The following is a 22,173-nucleotide window of genomic DNA, read 5'->3' on the forward strand; positions in this document are numbered from 1 at the left end:
CCTTTTAGGCATGTACTTTAAGTAAAGAGGATTTTTCTACAAGGGGTAAACATACAAAAAAACCAGGCTTTAAAAAAGCCTGGTTTGGTTTACTTAATGCTCGTGATCATGGTCGTCGTGATTTCCGCAAGACCCACCATTATTTATACTTGCACCGGTTTCACCCTTTAATACATCTCCGCCAGTTGATTCAATAATAACGTCTGTAACCTTATTCGAGATTGTAGTTGCAATTAATTGCAGCAATTCATTTACTTCTATTTGAGAGTGCTTAAATTCTTGAACTACCGGGATTTCGTCTAGTTCCTGTTCAATGGCAGCAATTTTATCTTCCACTTTTTTCAATGCTTCCGGTTTACCGTAATGCTGTAAATTAACGGCTTGCTTTTGCAAACCTTTAATATCTGAAATTAAGGTGCTAACCTTTGGATTAACGTGAATTTGAGCTTCTGCACGTTTAAAGAAATCGACTTCTTCTGTATCTGCTATCATGCGTGCTAATTCTTGTGCGCGAGCGATAATATCGTCTTTTGTGTACTTTGCCAACTTATTTCACCTCTACTGGTTCTAATTCTTCCACCATTTCACCGTTTAATGACCATGTTTTTGCATCGGTAATTCTCACCTTAACAATTTTTCCAATTGCTGATTTAGGAGCAGCAAAATTTACAAGCTTACTTCTAGAAGTGTATCCTGCTAGAACATCAGGATTGTTCTTGCTTTCCCCTTCTACAAGAACTTCAACAATTTGACCTTTATATTTTTTCATTGCCTCAGCAGATTGTTCGTTAACTAAAGCATTTAAACGCTGTAAACGTTCCTTTTTTACTTCCATCGGAACATTATCCTGCATTTTTGCAGCAGGTGTACCCTCACGAGGGGAATAAATAAACGTATAAGCTAGTTCATAGCCCACTTCACGATATAAAGATAATGTTTCTTCAAATTGTTCATCCGTTTCATTTGGATAACCCACGATAATATCAGTGGTTAATGCAACATTCGGAATAGCAGCTTTAATTTTTCTTACAAGCTCTAAATATTGCTCCCTTGTATATTTACGAGCCATGATTTTCAGCACATCAGTAGAACCGGATTGAACTGGTAAGTGGATATGATCCATTAAATTACCGCCCTTTGCAAGGACTTCAATTAGATGGTCATCAAAATCACGTGGATGGCTAGTTGTAAATCGAATTCGAGGAATATCAATTTTACGTAGTTCATCCATTAAATTGCCAAGACCATAGTTGATATCCTCGAGATCTTTTCCATAAGCATTTACGTTTTGCCCTAAAAGAGTAACTTCTTGATAACCTTGTGCAGCTAAATGACGTACTTCCTGGATGATTTCCTCAGGTCGACGGCTACGCTCTTTCCCGCGAGTGAAAGGAACAATACAGTACGTACAAAACTTATCACAGCCATACATAATATTAACCCATGCCTTAATATTACCGCGGCGAACCTTTGGCAGGTTTTCGATTACATCGCCTTCTTTAGACCAAACTTCAACTACCATTTCTTTTGACATATAAGCTTCATGCAAAATGTTTGGTAAACGGTGGATATTATGGGTACCGAAAATCATATCAACTTGATTATAGGTTTTTAGAATCTTATTAACAACGGATTCTTCCTGGGACATACATCCACAAACACCAATAAGTAAGTCTGGCTTTTCTAATTTCAAATGCTTTAAATGCCCAAGTTCACCGAAAACTTTGTTTTCCGCATTTTCACGAATTGCACACGTATTTAACAGGATAACATTGGCATCCTCTGTTTTATCAGTTGGCTCGTAGCCTAATGCCAAAAAGATCCCCGCCATCACTTCTGTATCATGTTCATTCATTTGGCAGCCATAGGTACGGATATAAAACTTACGCCCTTCTCCCATGCCTCGAAACTCTTCAGGAATGGAGAAATCATTATGGTATTTCACTTCTTCTTTACCACGTTTTTTAGCATCTTTTAAGGAAGGTGCTGTAATTACCTGCTCAAAGTATTTGCTGTAATCCTTGGCGGATTTTTTGTCCGAAGAATTAGCCGCTTCAATTTGTTTAGATTCTAAACGTTGTTTTTCATTCATGAGTATAAAAATCTCCTTTCAGTTGTTTTAGTTAATGTGTCTATTAATATTAATAAAGTAAATTTTTACCTGTACATGGTGATAGAGCGCCCCTAACACACTTCTGCACATTATTATAGTATAAAGGTTAATAGGCTTGAAAACAATAGAAAATCCCGTAGTAATCTACTACGGGATTTCTTAAGAACTTACATAAATTCGTTAACTAATTTATCAAAGTATTCTTGATCAAGGTTTAGATCTACATGTGCTAATGGAGTTTCAGAGAAATTATTAATTAATTCCTGGTATGATTTACGTTCTGTGTTTTGATAAATCAAACCAGTAACTAAACCATTATGCTTCATCAATGTCTGCATAGCGTTTTCACGGTTTGATGGATCATATCCTTCAATATCACTTAACTTCGTTAGGTTTTCTTTAAACCAGTCATATGTGTTGACCTTATTATAAGTTACACAAGGACTATAAACGTTAATTAAAGAGAATCCTTTATGCTTGATACCAGCTTCAATTAATGCAGTTAGGTCTTTAAGATCTGTAGAGAAGCTTTGTGCAACAAATGTTGCCCCTGCAGTTAAAGCCATCTCCATTGGTGAAATCGGTTGTTCAATCGAACCTAGCGGCGATGATTTAGTTTTAAAGCCGGTAGCAGAACGTGGAGACGTTTGTCCTTTTGTTAAGCCATAGATTTGGTTATCCATAACAATGTAAGTGATATCCACATTACGACGGATAGCATGAATAGTATGACCCATACCAATTGCAAAACCGTCTCCGTCACCACCAGAAGCGATAACTGTTAAATCACGATTTGCCATTTTTACACCTTGTGCGATTGGTAATGAACGGCCATGAATTCCATGGAAGCCATATGAATTAATGTAACCAGAGATACGACCAGAACATCCGATACCAGAAATAACAGCTAAGTTTTCAGGCTCTAAACCTACATTTGCTGCTGCACGTTGCATTGCCGCTTGTACAGAGAAGTCGCCACAGCCAGGGCACCAGTTCGGTTTAACATTATTTCTAAATTCTTTAAAAGTGGCCATGTTTAGAACAACTCCTTACATTTTGTATATACTTCGTGTGGTAGGAACGGATTACCGTCATATTTTAAATGTTTAATAATCTTTTCTGCATGCCCAACATTCATTTTCATAATGTTTGCCAATTGACCAGTAGCATTGTTTTCAACAACCACTACTTTCTTTGCTGAACGAACAAGTGGTAATACTTCGTCCGTTGGGAATGGGTGAATCAAACGAATATGAGCGTGATTTACTTTCAATCCTTCATTTTCTAAACGAACCATAGCTTCCTCAATTACACCTCTAGTTGAATTAAAACCAACTAGTAAAATGTCAGCATCTTCATGCTTAGTGTTTTTATACACTGGTGTATTGAAACGAATATTTTCAATTTTACGGAATCGCTTGTCCATTTGAGCGTTCCTATTTACAGCCGATTCAGAAGGTTTTCCTGTTTCATCATGTTCAACACCTGTTACATGGTGAATACCATTTTTCATACCAGGAATAACACGTGGTGAAACTCCATCTTTGGTAACTTCATAACGTTTGAAATACGCTTTATTTTCACTTTTAGGAATTTCATCAGTAACAAGCTTTCCACGTCTGATTTCTACTTTATCCATACTTAAAGGTTCAACTGTCTGCTTACCCAAAGATAGTTGAAGGTCTGTAAGAACAATTACAGGACATTGATATTCTTCAGCAAGGTTAAATGCCTCAGTTGTATCATAGAAAGCCTCTTCTACAGTACTAGGTGCCATAACGATTTTAGGGATTTCTCCATGTGTTCCATAAATCATCGCCATTAAATCTGACTGTTCTTGCTTTGTTGGCAATCCTGTAGATGGACCACCACGCTGAGTATCAACAACAACAAGTGGAGTTTCAGTTATACCCGAAAGACCAATTGCTTCCATTTTTAACGATAGTCCTGGACCAGCAGATGCCGTAATTGTTCGAACACCAGCATAGTTAGCACCAATCGCCATTGTACAAGCAGCAATTTCATCTTCTGTTTGAATAACTGTCCCACCAAGAGCTGGAAGCTTTTTAATTAAATATTCCATTATTTCAGAAGCTGGTGTAATTGGGTAAGCAGCCATAAAACGGCAGCCAGCTGCAACGGCACCTAATGCAATAGCATCATTTCCAATCATAAACATACGCTTCTTGCCGTCAGCTTTTTCAAGTTCCATTATTTCAACGCCATCTACTAGCTGATTTTTCATATAATCATATCCAGCTTTAATGGCATCCATGTTTTTTGCAACTACTTGAGCACCTTTTTTACCAAAAATCTCTTGAACTACTTCTTCAAAAACATGAATATCAAGATTCAAGACAGCAGAAGTAGCACCAATGGCTACCATATTTTTCATTAGGGATGTCCCTAATTCAGTAGCAATTTCGGTAAATGGAACCGCATACATTGAAGCTTCAGTGTCGTCCGGCTTCTTTGGTGTGAACTTTGCATCTGCAAGAATTACACCTTTACTATGCAGTTCTTTGTAGTTTAAATCGATAGTTTCTTGGTCAAAAGCGACAAGAATATCAAGATCATCGGAGATTGAACGAACTTCTGTTGTACTTACTCTGATCTTATTATTTGTATGACCGCCTTTAATACGAGATGAAAAGTGACGATAACCATACAAGTAATAACCGAGACGATTCAATGCAATAGCAAATATTTCCCCTGTACTTTCAATACCTTCCCCTTGTTGTCCGCCAACTTTCCACGAAAGTTGATTGATCATGACTTACACCCCTTTGGATATGTAAAAAATATATTTTATAACTCACTAATAGTGTAGCACAATTCCGAGTAATTCACTAGAATTTAGCCTTTTAAAGCTTTAAAGACGAAATCATTTGAATCTAGAAGATGTACTAAACGCTTACAATTCTAGACCTCTAAACAAAAAATTGCAACCCTTTGGGAAAAAATATTGTCTAAAATATGAATATTTTTTTATAATTTATTTTTTTACATTTAATGGATTTTTCAAACTTTATCGAAAACGCCATTGCTACGCTCTTTTTTAACTAATCTCATAATATATATTTGCATTTTATTTATTACAGAAAACGTTCTCATTTATTCTAGAATAATTATTTCCGAGAAATTAAAACATAAAAATACCTGCTTACATGTAAGCAGGTAAAAGTTAGCTGTTTCCAACTTTTCACATATTAGATTCTATCTCTTTCATCTTGGTTCAACAATAAGCTTTATAGCCGTGCGTTCTTCACCATCAATCTGAATATCAGTGAACGCAGGGATGCAAATCAAATCAACTCCGCTAGGTGCTACAAATCCTCTTGCAATCGCTACTGCCTTAACAGCTTGATTCAATGCACCTGCACCAATAGCCTGTATTTCTGCTGCACCTCTTTCACGCAGAACTCCAGCAAGTGCACCAGCTACAGAATTAGGATTAGATTTTGCTGAAACTTTTAATATTTCCATTCCTAGCTCCCCCTTGTATAATCCCGATCCTGGCATGAGCAGTTTCATGAGCAAATCAGGTATATAAGATTCCACTGCTACTATATTCATTCTGCAAAAGACATATTCCGGCTTGGACAAAAAAAGTGCATATAATCAATAAAAAGAATAACCTTCCATGATTGGAAGGTTAAGAATACCAAGGATTATCTTCATTTATTAATATTCTTTCCACTTTTTTACACTTGCCGTTTTTCCTGTCTAGTTCCATGTAGACTCCACTAAGCTGTGTTCTACCGGTTTTAGGGACTTCAAATCTTACTGGAAGGCTTGTAAGAAATTTAGTGATGACAGCCTCCCTCTCCATACCAAGAATTCCATCATATGGACCTGTCATCCCTACATCTGTTAAATAGCCCGTGCCGCTTGGCAGAATGCGGCTATCTGCCGTTTGTACATGTGTATGCGTCCCAACGACTGCAGATACCCTTCCATCCAAATACCAGCCCATTGCTTGTTTTTCACTTGTTGCTTCTGCATGAAAATCCACAAAAATAAATGGTGTTCGCTCTTGAGCTATTTCCACTAATTCATCTGCTTTTTTAAAAGGACAATCTAAAGGAGGCATAAAGGTTCGCCCCTGTAAATTGATAACCGCTACTTCTATGTCGTTTACCTTAAAAAATGCTAACCCTTTACCGGGAGTTCCATCTGGGAAGTTTGCCGGACGCACCATATTCTTTGCCGATTCGATAAATTCAAAAATCTCCTTGTTATCCCATGAGTGGTTCCCAAGGGTTACAGCCTGAGCACCGGAACCCAAAAATTCTCGGTAGATTTTTTCTGTTATACCTCTGCCTCCAGCAGCATTTTCACCATTAATTATCGTAAAATTAGGTCGATATTTTTCTTTAATTTTTGGCACATACTCTTTAACCATATCTCGACCTGGTGATCCTACAACATCTCCAATAAATAATAAGTTCATTTCTAATCCTTTCGTGAAGCATTTATTTACTATAAATTGTATCATACTTTTATTTTATTTAACCGCACTGGCTTTTACGAACTTGTCTGTTGATTTCTGCTCCAGGCACTTCGCTTTCCGCGGGCGGTCCGGGGAGACCCCGCAGGACATTGAATAAGCTTCAGAGAATAAGCACCGCACGAAGGAAATGCGATAGCATTTTCGAGGATCTTCGTGCCTTCCACTCCAATCAACAGAGTGCCAAAATTAACAATTATCTTTATCACAGCAAAAAAATAAAGCAGTGCTAAATGCACCACTTTATTTTGCGTATTCCACAGCCCGTGTTTCACGGATGACTGTCACTTTAATATGTCCTGGATAATCCAGCTCTTCTTCTATTCGTTTCCGAATATCTCGTGCCAAACGATGTGCAGCTAAATCATCAACCGCATCAGGTCTTACAATGATCCGTACCTCACGGCCAGCCTGAATGGCAAAGGATTTCTCAACACCATCATAGGACTCAGAAATTTCCTCCAGCTTTTCTAAACGGCGGATATAGTTTTCTAAAGTCTCACTTCGCGCACCAGGTCTCGCAGCTGACAATGCGTCAGCAGCAGCCACTAGAACGGAAATGATTGATGTTGGTTCCGTATCACCATGGTGTGACGCTATACTGTTGATAACAACTGGGTGTTCTTTATATTTCGTTGCAAGCTCGACCCCAATTTCAACATGGCTGCCTTCCACTTCATGGTCAATGGCTTTTCCAATATCGTGTAGTAGACCTGCACGACGTGCTAGCGTTTCATCTTCACCAAGTTCAGCTGCAAGCAAGCCCGAAAGCTGTGCAACCTCCATAGAATGCTTTAATACATTTTGACCGTAACTTGTACGGAACTTTAAGCGTCCTAGGATTTTAATAAGGTCCGGATGCAATCCATGAACTCCGACTTCAAAAGTCGTTTGTTCACCCACTTCACGGATGTACTCATCCACTTCTCGACGAGATTTTTCTACCATTTCCTCAATGCGTGCAGGATGAATCCGTCCATCTTGGACTAACTTTTCAAGCGCTAAGCGAGCAGTTTCGCGACGAATAGGATCAAAGCCTGATAGAATAACAGCCTCTGGAGTATCATCGATAATCAAATCAATTCCCGTAAGTGTCTCTAAAGTACGGATATTTCTTCCTTCACGGCCAATAATACGGCCTTTCATTTCATCATTTGGAAGGTTGACTACAGATACAGTCGTTTCCGCAACATGGTCAGCAGCGCAACGCTGGATTGCTAGCGAAAGAATTTCCTTCGCTTTCTTGTCAGCTTCCTCTTTCACGCGGTTTTCACTATCCTTGATCATTATTGCTGTCTCATAGGTCAGTTCCTGCTCCAACTTGTCAATAATAATCGCTTTAGCTTCCTCACGCGTTAAGCTCGAAATTCGTTCGAGTTCTGTTTGTTGTGATCGTACCAGCTCGTCCACTTTGCTTTCCATCTGTTCAATATGCTGTTGTCTTTGGTTTAGAGAATCATCCTTCTTTTCTAATAGAATTTCTCGTTTATTTAACGATTCATCCTTTCGATCTAAATTCTCTTCTCTTTGCAGTAAACGGTTTTCTTGTTTTTGCAGTTCATTTCTTCGTTCACGAACCTCACGTTCGGCTTCTGTACGAAGCTTGTGAATTTCATCCTTTGCCTCAAGCAAAGCTTCTTTTTTCAATGAATCAGCATCACGCTTTGCATCTTCAAGAATCTGCTCTGCAGCATTCTTTGCACCTGCTATTTTTGCCTCAGCAATGGATTTACGAACAAAATAGCCAACAACGGCACCGACGATAATGCCAAGCAAAATGGAGATGATAGTAATAGGTTCCATCGTTACACCTCCTCTTGCTATGAACTTTTTGTTACACTTTTTTAAGTGTCGGCATGTACATTGGTATGGTTCAACATACAGCAAGCACCAGGCTTTTCATTGTAATATTAACAAAAATGTAAAATATACATGTTAATTGTAAATGTGTGTATATTCATTGTCAAGGGTAACTCCTGCAAGCTTTTTGAAATATTTAGACTTTGTTCATATTCTAACAATAAGAAAAATGGTAATTTATGAATAAAAATACATCATAATAAATATTTATTCATTTTACTAAAAAGAGCAAAACCTAATCAGGTTTTGCTCTTCATTTTAGTCTATTAATTCAAACTGCTCATCATCATCGGCTTCAGTCACAATCTTTTCACCGTCTAATCCGTAGTGCTCACGGATCTTATGCTGAATCTCAAGACGAACACTTGGATTTTCTCTTAAGAAAGTCTTTGCATTTTCGCGGCCTTGACCTATTCTTTCCTCATTATATGAATACCAAGAACCACTCTTTTGAACGATATCTAATTCAGAGCCAATATCAATGATCTCGCCCTCTTTAGAAATTCCCTCACCATACATAATATCCACTTCTGCCGTACGGAATGGAGGTGCAACTTTATTCTTAACAACCTTAATCTTCGTTTTGTTTCCAACAATATCAGTACCTTGCTTTAGTGCTTCTCCACGACGCACCTCAATACGTACCGTAGCGTAGAATTTTAACGCACGACCACCAGGAGTTGTTTCTGGGTTCCCAAACATAACTCCAATTTTTTCACGAACCTGGTTAATAAAGATAGCGATTGTCTTCGATTTGTTAATGACACCAGAAAGTTTGCGAAGTGCTTGAGACATCAAGCGTGCTTGAAGACCCATATGAGAATCTCCCATTTCTCCTTCAATTTCTGCTTTTGGAACTAATGCTGCAACGGAATCGACTACTAGAATATCAATTGCACCGCTTCGTACAAGTGCCTCTGCGATTTCTAGCGCTTGTTCCCCAGTATCTGGCTGGGATAGCAATAACTCATCGATGTTTACTCCTAGTTTTTGCGCATATGCTGGGTCAAGGGCATGCTCAGCGTCGATAAATGCTGCTTGTCCGCCTGCAGCTTGTACCTCTGCAATTGCATGTAATGCAACAGTTGTTTTACCTGAGCTTTCAGGTCCGTAAATTTCGATAATTCGACCTCTTGGATATCCACCCACTCCAAGTGCTGAATCTAGAGCTAATGATCCACTAGGACTTGTTAAAATCCTTGTGTCCGTTTTCTCTCCCATTTTCATGATTGAACCTTTACCGAATTGCTTTTCAATCTGTTTTAACGCCATTTCTAAGGCCGCTTTACGATCACTCACTACTAGTTCCTCCCTTATATATAAACCAATAAAGTTAATAGCCAAAAATCTATGTTTTTTATTCCTATTAATAATATAACCTCTTTTTAAACATTTGTACAGCAAAAAACGAACATTCATTCGACTTTTTTACAACTAATAGTCATGTAAAAATAGGCAATTCCCCTAGCTATTTTTATCTTTTTTAATTAACTTTTTCATTGTTTTTAACTTTTTCCTCTATTTTCAGACTTTATTTATTTAGGAGAACAAATGGCGCAAGCGCACGGTTAGCGCACGACAAGTACTGAAGTTCTCTTTCTGAGAACAATGAAAATACAAATGTGGGACAACTATTCCGATGTTGATTTTTCGCATAGAAGAGAGCGACATAGTTTCTAGACGTTCCTCAGGAAAGATCCGCTACTATGTGCTCAATGCAACCACTTTTATGACCAATTCAATGAATCTGAACTGATTTTTCTTCACAAGCAACCCTCTTGTGACCACTTCCATGTAATTCAAGCTGCCTTTTGGTCAAAAGCCATTCTTCCGTGACTACTTCTATGAAATTCTAGTTGTCCACATTTTAGTTGAATCTATAATTTCCTATAAATAAAAAAATCACAGAGAGCTTAATTAGCTTTCTGTGAATCTTGCAAATGCTTTATTAAATAATAGCAGCCATATTTTACCGAACGGCTCCGGATTGCTTCTCGTGAACCGCCAAGTGCCAGCTTTTCAACCACTATTTGTTTCCCTCTAATCGAAATACCAATACAGACGGTTCCTACAGGCTTACCTTCAAGTTCATCTGGTCCAGCAACACCAGTGAAACTTATCCCAATATCAGCAGATACAAGTGCAGATACATTTTCTGCAAGCTCTCTTGCACACTCAGGACTTACAACACCATACTTTTCAATTGTTTCCTTTTTAACTGCTAGGACTTTCTGCTTTACCTCATTAGTGTAGCAAACAACTCCGCCCTTAAAGACTGAACTGGCACCTGGAAAACTAGTTAGTTCCTGTTGAAACAGTCCCCCTGTTAAACTCTCTGCAGCAGTTATCGTTAATTTTTTCTCTTTTAAGACTTTCATTAATTCAGCTACTAACGAAGTATTGTCATACCCATATAAAAACTGCCCTACACGAGAATTAATTTTAGCCTCTACTTCATCAAGCATTACCTGTGCTATTTGCATATCTTGGTGCTTTGCAGTCAGCCGTAATGTACATTCTCCGTCTGCAGCAAGCGGTGCAATGGTTGGATTCGATTGGTGTTCAATTAATTCATCAATCTCTGTTTCTAACGCCGCCTCACCAATTCCAAAGAACCTTAAAACTCTTGAAACTATTTTCTCATCAGTTTTTACTTGTTTTGACAAAGCTGCAGTACCGAATTGTAAAAACATAGGTTCCATTTCTTTCGGTGGACCAGGCAAAAGCATATAAATACAATTATCGTTCTCGACCATCATTCCCGGTGCCATCCCATGGTGGTTTGGCAGGATCGTAGAACCTTCTAATACAAGTGCCTGCTTCCGATTATTCTCTGTCATTATCCTTTGAGCCTGTTTAAAAAAGAGTTCAATAGATTCCAATGCTTCTTGGTCCATAACAAGTTTTTTCCCTAGATGCCGAGCAATTGTTTCTTTGGTTAAATCATCTTTTGTCGGTCCAAGTCCGCCAGTAAAAATGATCAAGTTTGAGCGTTTTTCTGCAATTTCAATTGCAGACCTTAAACGATCAGGATTATCACCAACCACTGTATGAAAAAAAACATTTACTCCTAGTCCAGCAAGTTGTTGCGATATAAATCGTGCATTACTATTTACGATTTGACCCAGCAGTAATTCAGAACCAACAGCAATAATTTCTGCATTCATCATCAGTTACCCCAAGTTCTATTTAGAATTTTTGAAAACATGAAGATTCTTCGAAAAATAATCCCACCCAGACCAGATAGTAAAAATTAGTGCAACCCATAATGCTACATCATCAAATGGAAATCCAATCATTTCAAAAATAATATTATGTAATAAAAGTGCTGAAATTGCGATTATTTGTGCCCAGGTTTTGATTTTCCCGAGGTTATTAGCAGCAACTACTTCTCCACCCTCTACTAGCAAGAGACGAAGACCCGTGACAGCAAATTCCCTGCTAATGATTGCAATAACAATCCAAGATGCTGCATATCCAAGGTCCACAAGGACAACTAGAGCAGCAGAGACGAGTAATTTATCAGCAAGCGGGTCGAGGAATTTCCCCATATTTGTTACAAGATCATATTTTCTGGCGTAATAACCATCTACCCAATCTGTCGAAGAAGCAAAAATAAAGATTAATGCTCCAACAAAATGGGTTACCGGAAGGTCAGCTCCCAGGAGATGCATATTTCCCCAATCAAAGGGGGCAAGCATAATTATCAAGAAAATCGGAATTAAAAGAATCCTTGATATGGTTATTTGATTTGGTACATTCATATTATTTCCTCCAGGTATTATTAGAAAAAACAAAAAGCGCAAGCGCCTTAGGAACAAGCACAGCTTGTTCCTGCGAAGACTAATCTAAGGAGCTTTTCTTAGTGAACAGCCTCGAAAGGCATAAGACGAACCGCGAAGAGGCAGTTCACCAGCCACTGCAGCGAGGCAGCTACCATGAAAGACTTCTTTGCAGCCTTGCGTAATGGCGTAAGCCGTGGAGCACATCACCTCCATGAAATCACATCTTTGCCGGCCTATGACCCGAGGGGCTATGCGCTGGAGCTGGATTCAGATAACTATTCAAGTTATCCAGCCAAAAGTGAATCTAAAATTAATAAATATTGAAAAATAGTCATCACTAGATGACTATTCGTTCTTCGGAACATATTGTATCGTAATGTTCTGTTGAACCACATCAGCAGGTGCGATTGCATACTCAAGCTTTTGGTCATTTACGTAAATCTCTGTATCGATCGTTCTCCCAACAACAATGACTGTTTTGGTTTCGCCCGTTAAATCTACTTCTGTACTTTGTGTACCAGTGGTTGATAATAACCCCTGGAACTTGGATTGACCACTGCCATTTTTAACATTTACCCATGTTTGCCCTGTTGAAACAAGTTTCACAACAAATTTATCTGCATTTTTCAAATCATAGGTAGAGTTTTTTCCACTGTTTTGAACAGCTGTTAATTCTTGTTTCGGAGTTTCGTCGACCGGAGTTTCCTCTACAGTCTTTTGTTCATCATTCTTTTCTTTTTCTTCATTTTCTTTTGTGTTTTCTTTTTCTGTCACATCAGCTTTTTCTAGATTTTCAGAGCGTACAAATTTTACAGGTTCTTTTCCATTATTAATCTGGTCATTTGCTTTATCTCCGGCGTTATTAACAAAGAAATAATACAGTAGCCCTGCAGCGCCAATAATAAAGATCCCAATTAAGACTATCGGGATAATATCAAAAATTTTTGAGGATCCCTCTGTTACCGTCTTACGCGTTTTTACTCTTGATAATTGTTCAGGTAAATCCTCATTGTGAGTTGCAGGAATTTCATTCTTATATGTTTCAAAAATTTCATCCGGATTAAGCTGCAGCGCTTCAGCATATTGTTTTACAAAAGCACGAACATAAAAATTTCCTGGCATACTAGAATAATTGCCTTCTTCAATGCCAATCAAATACCGCTTTTGAATTTTTGTGATGGACTGTAAATCCTCTAAACTTAATCCTTTGGCTAATCGCGCTTCTTTTAGTCGATTACCTAATTCAGTCACCTATTAACACCTTCCAATTAATTAAAATCCAAAATCTCCAAAATCAGAGCCAGAAAATAAGTTATTTTGGTCGACAATATCATATGTAATTTCTTCATCCGCATCGTTCCTTAACTCGATAATATAATCAAAATCATTAAGTGTATACTCGGAATTTTGTACAAAGATATCAGGATGTTCGACCACTTTTACAGCTGGTAAACGCATGATTTCACGTACCAGCTGCCAATGTCGTTCACTTGCACGTTTAGTTGAAACAATTCCATCAAGTATGAACAAGTTATTTTCGTTGTATTCGTCTTGAATCAGTTGGTTACGTATGGTTTGTTTTAAAAGAGTGGAAGATACGAATAGCCAACGTTTATTCGCACAAACACTCGCTGCTACTACAGACTCTGTTTTACCAACTCTTGGCATCCCACGAATGCCTATTAATTTGTGTCCTTCCTGCTTAAACAATTCTGCCATAAAGTCAACTAATACACCAAGTTCACTTCTAACAAATCGGAATGTTTTTTTATCATCCGCATCACGTTGTATGTACCGTCCGTGTCGAACGGCAAGCCGGTCACGAAGTTTTGGCTCTCTTATCTTAATTACTTTTATTGTGTCCATTGTATTTAAAATTGACTCTAACCGTTTAATTTGATTATCATCTTTTACTAACATCAATAAACCGCGTCGCCCTTCATCTACTCCGTTTATAGTGACAATATTGATTGACAGCATTCCGAGTAAAGATGAAATGTCGCCCAACAAACCAGGACGGTTTTTTTGAATCTCATATTCTAAATACCACTCTTTTTTCTCCATAAAAAACCTCCTAAGTCGTAAACGACAAAATTTTCAATTCCTCATCTAACCAATATAATATATGATTTTGATTGAAGATGAAAGCAAAAACACGTTCAATACTTATTTAAGTATATTTTGCACGTGAAAAGAAAAAAAGAGAGGTAAACCCTCTCTCTTAGCGACTACCATTATTTTGAATTAATTTCACCATAATATTTGCAATGGCTTGCTGTTCTTCTTTATCCGCAACAGACCATAGATCTGCAAGGATTCTCTCTTGCTCGTTTTTCGGTTCTACCTGCTCTGATAAATAATCACCTATCTGTAATGCAAGCGCACTTACAGCACCCTCGCTCATCCCTTCATTTTGTGCTTGGTGAAGGCGGTCAGCGAGAAAATCTTCCCATTGCTTCCAGTTATCTAAAACAGACATATTAAACCCTCCTTTATAATTGTACAGTGTTATTTTGCAATGATAAGGGGGAATTTATTCATGAAAATTTATGTATAATTTATGTATACCAGCCGCCATTAATTGAAAGGACTTGTCCGGTAATATATGAGGACTCATTTGATAGTAAAAATTTCACACCATTTGCTATTTCCTCTGGAACACCTAACCTCCCCATTGGGATTTCATATTGAAGAAGTTGTTTATCCTCCTCTGAAAACTGATTCATCATTGGTGTTTCAATTGCTCCAGGGGCAATAGCATTAACACGTACCCCACTTAATGCCACTTCCTTGCTTAATGCTTTAACAAATGAAATTTGTGCCCCTTTTGCAGTCGAATAGACCACTTCACATGCTGCACCGGTTTGACCCCAGATGGAAGAGAGAAGGATTACATTACCAGACCGTTTCTTAATTAGTTTTGGCAGCAGTTCTTTCGTTATCATTAAAGGATTCGTAACATGAACCCTCATTAGTGATTCTACCTCCTCCTGATTTATATCGACGAGGAGACCATACTGAGTACTACCACTACAATGGATAATTTCATCGAGGGAGAAGATTTGCGAACAAATTATTTTATATCCTTCTGACTCTTCTAAATTTGCCTGAATAGGTATGTATTCACCACCAGAGGGTTCAAGTTGTTCTAATAATTCCCTAATTGATTTTTCATTTTTATTAAAGTGTAAATATAAATTATATCCTAAAGAAGCTAATTTAAGCGCCACCGCTTGTCCAATCCCGCCGCTTGCTCCCGTAATTAAAGCATATTTTCCCACTTGCTTCACTCTTTCTTTTTGGCTGTGTTAATCTTGTCTGTTGATTTGCGCTCCAGGCGCTTCGCTTTCCGCGGGCGGTCCGGGGAGCCTCCTCGGCGCTTAAGCGCCTGTGGGGTCTCCCCTGCTCCGTCCTCCCGCAGGAGTCTTGCGCCTTCCGCACAAATCAACTTAGTTACAAAATCACCAGTATTCTTTCTTTTTAACAATCCTAAATTTTAAAAGAAAAGAAAAGCGCCGGTTACCGACGCTTACTTGTTATTTTTTTGGGATCACTTGGCAAACTGAGAAACGTTCTTCTGAAATAACTTCTGACGCCATCGTTTTGACATCATTTAAGGTTATTTTCTCTAATGTAGGTACGACATCAAATAAATTCATGTCATTAAAGGCATATCTGGTGAATTGATTAGCAATATACTCGGGTGAATTCACAGCACGTAAAAATCCCCCAATTTTCTTCTTTTTGGCCCTATCTAATTGCTCTTCTGTAAATGTGGTTCCGTTTTTGGCTTGAAATAACATGTTTTTGATCTGGTCGGCAAGTTTATCAGGATTTTCTGTATCTCCACCAATCATCGCAAAGCCAAATCCTTGTTCTTGTGTATAGTCATAAGAGAAAGTTTCATCTATTAGACCTTCATTATAAAGTTGATTATAATTTTCTGAGCTTTTACCAAACAACAAATCAAGGAGTACATTCATTGTTAACTCATTCTTTAATAAATCGTCTCCCGATTGATCAACATGAAGGGCTTTCATCCCGATTAAGCATTTAGAGGTTTGCACATTCATTTCTAGCACTTGTTTCTGTTCAGCAGCCTGTGTTGGTTCATCTTCAAATTTACGCTTAATCTCTGGCATTTCTTTGTATTCTTTTTTCGCTTGATTTTCTCTAAGTTGATCCATAAATTTACTTGGATCAACTGGACCAACAATAAACAACAACATGTTGCTCGGATGATAGAAGGTATTGTAGCACTCATAAAGCAAGTCTTTCGTTATATGTGAAATCGATTCGATTGTACCCGCGATATCTATCTTAACAGGATGGTTTTGATATAGATTCTGAATCAAACCAAAATAAAGTCGCCAATCCGGATTATCGTCGTACATTGTGATTTCTTGACCAATGATTCCTTTTTCCTTTTCAACTGTTTTTTCCGAAAAATATGGATCTTGAACGAAATCAACTAACGTTTCAAGGTTTTTCTCTACATCTGAAGTACTGGAAAACAAGTATGCCGTACGAGTAAAAGAAGTAAAGGCATTGGCCGAAGCACCCTGCCTGCTGAATTGTTGAAACACGTCACCGTCTTCTTTTTCAAAAAGCTTATGCTCAAGAAAGTGAGCAATCCCATCCGGAACCTTTACATATTCTTCTTTTTCCAATGGTACAAATGTATTATCAATGGATCCATACTTTGTCGTAAAAGTGGCAAACGTCTTGTTGAAGCCCTTTTTTGGTAAAATATAGACATTTAATCCATTTGACATCTTTTCATGGTAAAGTTCTTCTTGAAGCTGGTCAAAATTAATTTTTTCCATTATTATACCGCCTCCGATCCTGTTAAGAAATAGATGGTATCAAGTTCAATTTTATTAGCAACAGCCACAATTTCTTCTTTTGTCGTTTTTTCGATATCATTGATCCACTGCTCAAGTTTAATATCCTTGCCTGCAACAACATTATGATAAAGAATTTCTGTTAATCCTCGTGAAGTGTCAATGGTTTCAAGAATCTGATTTCGAATAACTGCTTTCGTTTGAACTAATTCTTGATCAGTGAAGTCGCCTTTTTTCATCGCTTCCAATTGGTCGCGAATTATCCCCACTGCCTGGTCATAGTTCTTTAGGTCTATCCCTGACATGACCATCATTAGCCCTTTATGGCTTTCAAGCCTACTTGAAACATAATAGGCTAAGCTTGCCTTTTCACGGACATTGATAAACAACTTTGAGTGTGAAAAGCCTCCAAAAATTCCGTTAAACAATTGAAGTGCAAAATAATCGGAGTCCCCATAGATTATATTCGTACGGTATCCAATATTTAATTTTCCTTGCTTTACATCCTGCTCTTCTTTTATTTCTTGTACTTTTTCTTTTTTCTGTAACTCTGTAGACTCTAGTTTTTTCGGAGTACGATCTTCAAATCTTAGCAGATCATTTGCGAGGCATTTCACCTCTTCTTCTTTTACATCTCCAATCACATAAAGATCCATTTCATCTTCCGCAAACGCCTTGATATAATACTCGTATAAATTTTCAGGAGTAATGGCTTCTACATCCTCTGCTTCACCATTCACTTGAAGAGCGTAAGGTTCCCCTTTACACATTTCTTGCAGCAGACGGACATTAGAATAGCGCATTTTATCGTCATATACGGATTGAATTCGTTGTTTTAAGGTTCTCTTTTCTTTGTTCACTGTTTCTTGTTCAAATGCACTGCCTGAGACATTAGGTTTTGATAATACCTCTGAAAGAAGTTCGAACCCTCTTTTTAATAATGGTGCAGGGTCACTTAAGAATTTCTCATTTGCTAGTTCAAGCGTGAAACTGATAATATGATATTCACTTTTTTTGGCTAAATCAATAAACAGTGTAGCTCCATATAATTCATCTAAGTATGAACGTAATGCAGTAGTTGTCGGATAATTGGCAGAGCTGCTTTGTAAAACCTGAGGAAGCAGTGCCCTTTTCGTAACATCTTCCTTTGTCAACGGTGCTTTCATTTTCCAAACAAATGTATTCGTTTTGTATTTATCGGTTTCAATGACATGGAGTTTGTATCCCTGCATATTTGTGATTTTTTCGGCAGTTGAATCCATCTAATGACCTCCTTTAGTTTTCAAAATCCTACTTATTATATATGTAAACATTCCTCCGGTTATTTTACATCATTTCCATTGTTATATTCCCTTATTCTTACTATAATTTGCCAGGCTTGGTTTTTACAAGCTAAAACCACTGACCACTATACAAAGTTAAACAGGCTGACTAATTAGCCAGCCTGTTTAACTTATTTTTATTATCGTTTACCTGGATCGAAAGGTTCTCCAGCTGCTTTAGGTGCTTGCGAAGATTTAGAAAAGACAACTAGAGCAAGTAACGTTACTACATATGGGAATATTTTCAGAATGATTGGCGGTATAACAGCCAATTCAGGGATAACTTGAGATACGTTAGCTATCGTACTAGCAAATCCGAAGAACAACGTTGCTCCTAAGATACCCAACGGTTTCCATTGACCAAAAATTAAGGAAGCAAGTGCTAAGAATCCTAGACCAGAAACAGAACCGGTAAATTCTCCTGCATAAGTTAAAATAATGATTGCGCCGCCTAATCCTGAGAAAGCACCAGAAATCATAACACCCATATAGCGGATTTTTATTACATTAATCCCTGCTGCTTGAGCAGCCTGTGGATACTCACCACAAGATTTTAAACGTAATCCAAATTTCGTTTTATTAAGGATAAACGTGCTTACCAATAGTACTAATAAGATAAACCATGTTGTTGCATATGTTTTAGTAAAGAGTAAATCACCGATAATTGGGATTTGTGATAATACTGGTACATCAAATGGAGTAAAACCACTTGTAATACGGATATTACCGCTACCAGTAAGATTTCTCGCTAAGAAAACTGTTAAAGACATTGCAATCATATTAATTGCTGTACCACTGATAACCTGGTTGGCACTTAAATTAATACTAGCAAATGCATGCAAGAGAGAAAATAAAATTCCTACTACCACCGCTATTAATAAACCAATCCATAGAACCATTGATCCGTTAGGCATTTTATCCTGTAAAATGTTAACAGATAGTGCGCTGGCAAATGCTCCAGCAATCATTAAACCTTCTAACCCAATATTAACGACACCACTTCTTTCACTAAAAAGACCGCCTAAAGCTGTTATTAAAAGTGGAATTGTAAAAACTATTGCGTAAGGGAATATTTGTTCGATTATGGTCCACATTTTATGATTCCCCCTTCTTACCAACAGGCCCAGCTACATCATTAGAATTTGTTTTTGTATTGCGGAATTTATTAAATACACGTTGAATTAGTACACTTGTAGCTGCAAAATAAATAATAATAGCAATGATTGTATTCGCAAGCTCAGGTGGGATTTCAATCATCGCATTCATGAAGCCTGTACCTGAATAAAGAATTCCAAATAGAACCGCTGCAAAGAATACTCCAATTGGTGAGTTAGCTCCAAGTAATGCAACAGCAATACCATCATAACCTTGTGATGGTAAGATTCCGATTTGCATGCTGGAAGCATTTCCGGTATATAATGCAACACCGCCAAGACCAGCGAGTGCACCTGAAATTAGCATAGATAAGATAATATTGCGATTTACACGCATTCCCGCATATTCAGCAGCGTGACGGTTAAAACCTACAGCTTTTAATTCATATCCTAATGTTGTTTTATTTATAATAAATGCAATTACAATTACAGCAAGTACCGCAAAGAAAATTCCCATGTTAATATACGAACCTTGAAACATTTCAGTCAACAAAGGCATTTTTAACGATGCAGTCTCTGAGATAAGTTTTGATTCAGTTTCGGTTCCACCTTTAAAATTCGCAGGAACGATATAATACACTACCCAATAAGCGATCCAATTCATCATAATGGTTGATACAACTTCATGCACATTGAATCTTGCTTTTAATAAACCTGGAATAAATGCCCATAAACTTCCGCCAATAATACCAGCAAGTACCATTACAAGAATCAAAATCGGTCTTGATAAATCCATAGTTAAAGCAACAGCAGTAGCAGCAAGTCCGCCAATCAGCATTTGTCCTGCGGCACCAATATTAAATAAACCTGTACGAAAAGCAAAAGCCACAGCTAAACCAGTAAAAATTAACGGTGTTGCAGTTGCTAATGTATCACCTATACGTGAAATATTTTTTAATGCGCCTTGGAATAAATAAGTGTATCCTTCAACAGGGCTCGCCCCTATAAAGAGCATTAATAGGCCCCCAGCTATAAGTCCTAAAATAATTGATATTAATGATACAATGGTGTTTCTCATACACTTCTCTCCTTATTCACTCCTGCCATCATCAGTCCTACTTCATTTTCATTTGTTTCAGAAGCATTAACTGTTCCAATGAGATCTCCATTGTTAACGATGGCAATTCGATCTGAAAGCTGAAGTACTTCATCAAGTTCTAAAGATATCAGTAGAACAGCCTTACCTCTATCACGATGCTCGATTAATCTTTTGTGGATATATTCAATGGAACCGACATCCAATCCACGTGTTGGCTGAACTGCAATAAGTAAATCAGGATCTAATTCCATTTCTCTTCCGATGATTGCCTTCTGCTGATTTCCTCCCGATAAGGTCCTAGCAATTGAGACTCCGCCCTCTCCTGAACGAACATCGAAGTTTTCTAGAATTTTTTTAGCATAACTCTTAATCGCTGAGCCATTTAACAATCCAAACTTTGCAAATGGTTTTTTATTATAAATCTCTAAAACCATGTTATTTTCTAACGTATAATCTAGAACAAGGCCGCGCTTATGTCTGTCCTCAGGAATATGACCTATTCCGCTATCAATTCTTTGACGAATTGGAATATTCGTAATTTCTTTTCCGTTTAATGAAATTTCCCCTGATTCAACCTTCCGCAGCCCAGTTATCGCTTCCACAAGTTCAGATTGACCATTACCTTCCACTCCAGCGATACCGACGATTTCTCCTCTTCTAACTTCAATAGAAAAGTTTTTAAGTCCCATTACTTTTCTATTATTTTTTACAGAAATAGAATCTATTTGAAGTACAACATCTCCTGGTGTACTAGCTTTCTTATCCACTTTAAAGTTAACATGACGGCCAACCATCATTTCGGCCAAAGCTGCCTCACTTGTTTCTTTCACATTAACCGTTCCAATTCCTTTTCCTCGTCGAATAACAGTACAACGGTCTGCAACCGCTTTAATTTCTTTTAACTTATGTGTAATGATGATAATCGATTTATTTTCTTTAATAAGGTTACGCATAATTTTCATTAACTCATCGATTTCTTGTGGAGTTAATACTGCTGTCGGTTCATCAAAAATAAGAACCTCTGCTTCACGATAAAGCATTTTCATAATTTCTACTCTTTGCTGCATACCTACAGAAATATCTTCAATCTTTGCATGTGGATCAACATTTAAACCATAATGCTTTGACAATTCTGCAATTCGTTTTGCAGCTTTATCGATATCAAGGACCATTCCTTTTAACGGCTCACTGCCTAGAATGATATTTTCTGTTACTGTAAAATTTTCTACTAATTTAAAATGCTGATGGACCATACCAATACCAAGTTGATTGGCGACATTAGGATTAGTTATACGGACTTCTTTCTCACGGATTTTAATGATCCCTTTTTCAGGTTGATACATACCGAACAATACACCCATGAGAGTTGATTTTCCAGCGCCGTTTTCACCTAATAATGCATGTATTTCCCCTTTTTTTAATGTAAGGGTAATATTATCATTTGCTACAATACCAGGGAACTCTTTCCTAATATTCAGCATTTCAACTACATAACTCATAGTAGCACTCACCTTTTTATTTAGACTCAATTTCTTTGAAAATAGGG

General features: G+C 37.6%; 19 protein-coding genes. All 19 read right to left on the bottom strand.

Annotation, left to right across the window (positions count from 1 at the left end; genetic code table 11):
• Nucleotides 1–93: 93 nt before the first annotated feature.
• Nucleotides 94–546, bottom strand: a complete 453-nt coding sequence (locus TR08_RS01150) for a RicAFT regulatory complex protein RicA family protein (protein WP_045515115.1) — start codon at nt 544–546, stop codon at nt 94–96.
• A 1-nt stretch (nt 547) separates the two neighbouring features.
• Nucleotides 548–2,092: a tRNA (N6-isopentenyl adenosine(37)-C2)-methylthiotransferase MiaB gene (gene miaB / locus TR08_RS01155; RefSeq protein ID WP_045515117.1), complete on the bottom strand. Its 1,545-nt coding sequence runs from the start codon at nt 2,090–2,092 to the stop codon at nt 548–550.
• A 188-nt stretch (nt 2,093–2,280) separates the two neighbouring features.
• Nucleotides 2,281–3,147, bottom strand: a complete 867-nt coding sequence (locus TR08_RS01160; RefSeq protein WP_045515119.1) for a 2-oxoacid:ferredoxin oxidoreductase subunit beta — start codon at nt 3,145–3,147, stop codon at nt 2,281–2,283.
• Nucleotides 3,148–3,149: 2 nt separating this feature from the next.
• Nucleotides 3,150–4,886, bottom strand: a complete 1,737-nt coding sequence (locus TR08_RS01165) for a 2-oxoacid:acceptor oxidoreductase subunit alpha (RefSeq protein WP_045515121.1) — start codon at nt 4,884–4,886, stop codon at nt 3,150–3,152.
• A 452-nt stretch (nt 4,887–5,338) separates the two neighbouring features.
• Nucleotides 5,339–5,599, bottom strand: coding sequence for a stage V sporulation protein SpoVS (spoVS, locus tag TR08_RS01170; protein WP_003181955.1), 261 nt, complete (start codon nt 5,597–5,599; stop codon nt 5,339–5,341).
• A gap of 169 nt (nt 5,600–5,768) precedes the next feature.
• Complete coding sequence (locus TR08_RS01175; RefSeq protein ID WP_045515125.1) at nt 5,769–6,566, bottom strand: TIGR00282 family metallophosphoesterase; 798 nt, start codon at nt 6,564–6,566, stop codon at nt 5,769–5,771.
• A 300-nt stretch (nt 6,567–6,866) separates the two neighbouring features.
• Nucleotides 6,867–8,426, bottom strand: a complete 1,560-nt coding sequence (gene rny, locus TR08_RS01180; RefSeq protein ID WP_045515127.1) for a ribonuclease Y — start codon at nt 8,424–8,426, stop codon at nt 6,867–6,869.
• A gap of 315 nt (nt 8,427–8,741) precedes the next feature.
• Entirely contained in the window at nt 8,742–9,782 is a 1,041-nt protein-coding gene (recA, locus tag TR08_RS01185; protein WP_045515129.1) for a recombinase RecA, read from the bottom strand.
• 614 nt (nt 9,783–10,396) lie between these two features.
• A complete protein-coding gene (locus TR08_RS01190) occupies nt 10,397–11,650 on the bottom strand; it encodes a competence/damage-inducible protein A (RefSeq protein WP_045515132.1) in 1,254 nt (417 codons plus the stop codon).
• Nucleotides 11,651–11,668: 18 nt separating this feature from the next.
• Nucleotides 11,669–12,247, bottom strand: coding sequence for a CDP-diacylglycerol--glycerol-3-phosphate 3-phosphatidyltransferase (gene pgsA / locus TR08_RS01195; RefSeq protein WP_045515134.1), 579 nt, complete (start codon nt 12,245–12,247; stop codon nt 11,669–11,671).
• Between the two features lie 366 nt (nt 12,248–12,613).
• Nucleotides 12,614–13,519, bottom strand: a complete 906-nt coding sequence (locus tag TR08_RS01200) for a helix-turn-helix domain-containing protein (protein ID WP_045515135.1) — start codon at nt 13,517–13,519, stop codon at nt 12,614–12,616.
• A 21-nt stretch (nt 13,520–13,540) separates the two neighbouring features.
• Nucleotides 13,541–14,332 (bottom strand): YmfK family protein, encoded by a 792-nt coding sequence (locus TR08_RS01205; protein ID WP_045515139.1) that lies wholly within the window; start codon nt 14,330–14,332, stop codon nt 13,541–13,543.
• A 157-nt stretch (nt 14,333–14,489) separates the two neighbouring features.
• A complete protein-coding gene (locus TR08_RS01210; protein ID WP_045515141.1) occupies nt 14,490–14,747 on the bottom strand; it encodes a DUF3243 domain-containing protein in 258 nt (85 codons plus the stop codon).
• Nucleotides 14,748–14,826: 79 nt separating this feature from the next.
• Nucleotides 14,827–15,549 (bottom strand): elongation factor P 5-aminopentanone reductase, encoded by a 723-nt coding sequence (gene ymfI, locus TR08_RS01215; RefSeq protein ID WP_045515143.1) that lies wholly within the window; start codon nt 15,547–15,549, stop codon nt 14,827–14,829.
• Nucleotides 15,550–15,804: 255 nt separating this feature from the next.
• The gene (gene yfmH, locus TR08_RS01220; protein WP_045515145.1) at nt 15,805–17,094 is read right to left on the bottom strand and encodes an EF-P 5-aminopentanol modification-associated protein YfmH; all 1,290 of its coding nucleotides are present in this window, start codon (nt 17,092–17,094) and stop codon (nt 15,805–15,807) included.
• Nucleotides 17,095–17,096: 2 nt separating this feature from the next.
• Nucleotides 17,097–18,374 carry an EF-P 5-aminopentanol modification-associated protein YfmF gene (gene yfmF, locus TR08_RS01225; RefSeq protein ID WP_045515147.1) on the bottom strand — a complete coding sequence of 426 codons (1,278 nt, stop codon included), beginning with the start codon at nt 18,372–18,374 and terminating at the stop codon, nt 17,097–17,099.
• 200 nt (nt 18,375–18,574) lie between these two features.
• Entirely contained in the window at nt 18,575–19,528 is a 954-nt protein-coding gene (locus TR08_RS01230; protein ID WP_045515149.1) for an ABC transporter permease, read from the bottom strand.
• A 1-nt stretch (nt 19,529) separates the two neighbouring features.
• Complete coding sequence (locus TR08_RS01235; protein ID WP_045515151.1) at nt 19,530–20,606, bottom strand: ABC transporter permease; 1,077 nt, start codon at nt 20,604–20,606, stop codon at nt 19,530–19,532.
• Nucleotides 20,603–22,126 carry an ABC transporter ATP-binding protein gene (locus tag TR08_RS01240; RefSeq protein ID WP_045515152.1) on the bottom strand — a complete coding sequence of 508 codons (1,524 nt, stop codon included), beginning with the start codon at nt 22,124–22,126 and terminating at the stop codon, nt 20,603–20,605. Before TR08_RS01240 ends, TR08_RS01235 begins: the two co-directional genes overlap by 4 nt.
• Nucleotides 22,127–22,173: the final 47 nt, after the last annotated feature.

Origin of the sequence: Neobacillus niacini (genome assembly GCF_000759675.1) — a bacterium.
In the GTDB taxonomy this organism is placed as follows: Bacteria; Bacillota; Bacilli; order Bacillales; family Cytobacillaceae; genus Neobacillus; species Neobacillus niacini_A.